The organism is Micromonospora sp. CV4 (assembly GCF_003667455.1).
Lineage (GTDB): Bacteria > Actinomycetota > Actinomycetes > Mycobacteriales > Micromonosporaceae > Micromonospora.
The window spans coordinates 1-2,228 of record NZ_RCVI01000073.1 but is presented as its reverse complement, the minus strand read 5'-3'; the positions used below and the strand labels follow the sequence as shown (position 1 = coordinate 2,228).

General features: G+C 73.1%; 2 protein-coding genes. One reads left to right on the top strand and one right to left on the bottom strand.

Annotation, left to right across the window (positions count from 1 at the left end):
• Positions 1-52 precede the first annotated feature (52 nt).
• On the top strand, positions 53-1,135 hold the full coding sequence (locus EAD98_RS00425; RefSeq protein ID WP_121652130.1) for an NAD-dependent epimerase/dehydratase family protein: 1,083 nt from the start codon (positions 53-55) through the stop codon (positions 1,133-1,135).
• A gap of 12 nt (positions 1,136-1,147) precedes the next feature.
• On the opposite strand, the gene EAD98_RS00420 is transcribed toward EAD98_RS00425, so the two are convergent.
• The coding region (locus tag EAD98_RS00420; RefSeq protein ID WP_121652129.1) for a hypothetical protein at positions 1,148-2,228 on the bottom strand (1,081 nt) is incomplete at its 5' end.

Here is a 2,228-nt window from a genome sequence, read left to right as displayed (position 1 = left end):
TGCCCGGCTGGAGCGGCGGTTGACGGGCTGCTGGGCGGGTACGGGGTCGGACATGCGGATCGTGGTGGTGGGGGCGAGCGGCAACGTCGGTACGGCGTTGCTGCGGCGGCTGCGCCGGGAGCGGGGTGTGGAGCTGGTCGGGGTGGCCCGGCGGTTGCCCGGTCCGGAGGCTGGCGAGCCGTACGACCAGGTGGAGTGGCACTCCGCTGACATCGGCGCGCCGGGGGCGGCCGGGCAGCTCGCCGAGGTGTTCGCCGGCGCGGACGCGGTGGTGCACCTGGCCTGGCAGATTCAGCCCAGTCACGACCAGCGGGTGCTGCGCCGCACCAACGTCGACGGCAGTCGGGCGGTGTTCGACGCGCTGCTCCGGGCGGGGGTGCCGGCGCTGGTGTACGCCTCCTCGGTCGGCACGTACGCGCCCGGCCCGAAGGACCGCCCGGTGAGCGAGCGCTGGCCGGCGACCGGGGTGCCCGGCTCGTCGTACAGCGAGCACAAGGCCGAGGTGGAGGCGCTGCTGGACGGGCTCGAGGGCCATCATCCGGCGCTGCGGGTGGTGCGGTTGCGACCCGGGCTGATCTTTCAGCGGGACGCGGGTGTGGAGATCACCCGCTACTTCCTCGGCCCGCTGGCGCCGGTGCGGCTGCTGCGCTTCGGCCGGATCCCGCTGGTGCCCACCAACCGCCGGCTGCGGATGCAGGCGGTGCACGCCGACGACGTGGCCGACGCGTACGCCAGGGCGGTGCTGGGTGACGCGCGCGGCGCCTTCAATGTCGCCGCGGACCCGGTGCTCACACCGGAGCTGGTGGCCCGGCACTTCCACGGCTGGACGGTGCCCGTCGCCGGGCCGGTGCTGCGGGTGGCGGCGGCGCTGACCTGGCGGGCGCGGCTGCAACCGGTCGACGCGGGCTGGGTCGAGCTGGGCCTGAACGCGCCGCTGATGTCGAGCGAGCGGGCGGAGACCGAGCTGGGCTGGCAACCCAAGATCAGTTCACTCACCGCGCTCAAGGAGCTTTTCGCCGGGATGGCCGGGGGCGACCACACCACCAGTCCGCCGCTGTCCGGCGCGTCGGACCTGCCCGGACGGCCCGGCGGTCTGCTCCGCGCCCGCGCCGCCGGCCAGGGCAACCCCTACTGAGGTACGCGCTGGTCAGCTCAGTTTCGAGCCGCTCAACGTGGGGTTGCGGGCGCCGAGGAAGAAGATGCCGGGGAAGCCGCGGGTCTCGAACTTGGCGCTCGGATTGCGGCGCAGGGTGGACTTCTCGATCGTCATGGTGCCGGTGCGGTTGTTGCTGACGAAGAAGATCGCGCCGCCGCCCTCATTGGCCTTGTTGTTCTCGATGACGGTGCCGGCGATCCGTACGGTGAACTCGTTGCCGTCGCAGTAGATCGCGCCGCCGCTGCCGCCGCCGGGCGTGCCGGACTTGGCCGGGTTGGCGCCGCTGCCGATCGCCTCGTTGTGGCTGAGCACGCTGTTCAGCACCACCCAGGAGACGCCGATGCTGCTCAGCGCGCCCCCGTTGGAGCAGGAGCCGCCCTGGCCGGCGGAGCCGCCGAAGGTGCTGCCCACCACGTACACCGGCTTGTTCTCGTACTGGCTGAGCACCCGGATGGCCGCGCCACCCAGGTCGGGGCCGGTCCGGTCGCAGCGGTTGCGGACGAACCGCGAGTTGACCACCTTGAACCGTCCACCGCGCACGAAGATCGCCCCACCGCCGCCGCCCTCCACCTTGTCCCCGGTCGAGTTGCCGTCGGCGAAGGTCAGGTTCTGCACGGTCAGCTGCGGGTGGTCCTGGTTCTGGCAGTGCGAGGTGGTCCAGCCCTGCGCTTCGTCGCACGTGTTCATGTAGAGGATGCGGCGCCGCCCCTGGCCGCTCAGCGTCACCTTGCCGCCGCCGTCCAGCACCACCTTCGGCCCGTTGGCGTTGCGGACCTTCGCGGTGGCGGCCATCTTGATCGTCACCGGGGCCGGCCCGCAGTTGAAGGTGATGATGCCGCCGGCGGCGACGGCCTTCACCACCGCCGCGGAGGTGCAGCTCGCCGGGGTGCCGGTGCCGATGGTCCGGGTCGGCTTCGAGGTGTTCACCGCCCGAGCCTCGACCGGCACGGTGGCGTTGCCCTTCGGGTTGCCGGCCACGAGCGCCTTGCCGGCCGGCTTCGGGCTCGCGCTGGCCCCCGGGCCACCGAGGCCGTCCCGGGCCGCCGGCGCAGCGTCCTGCTCGCCGGTGGCC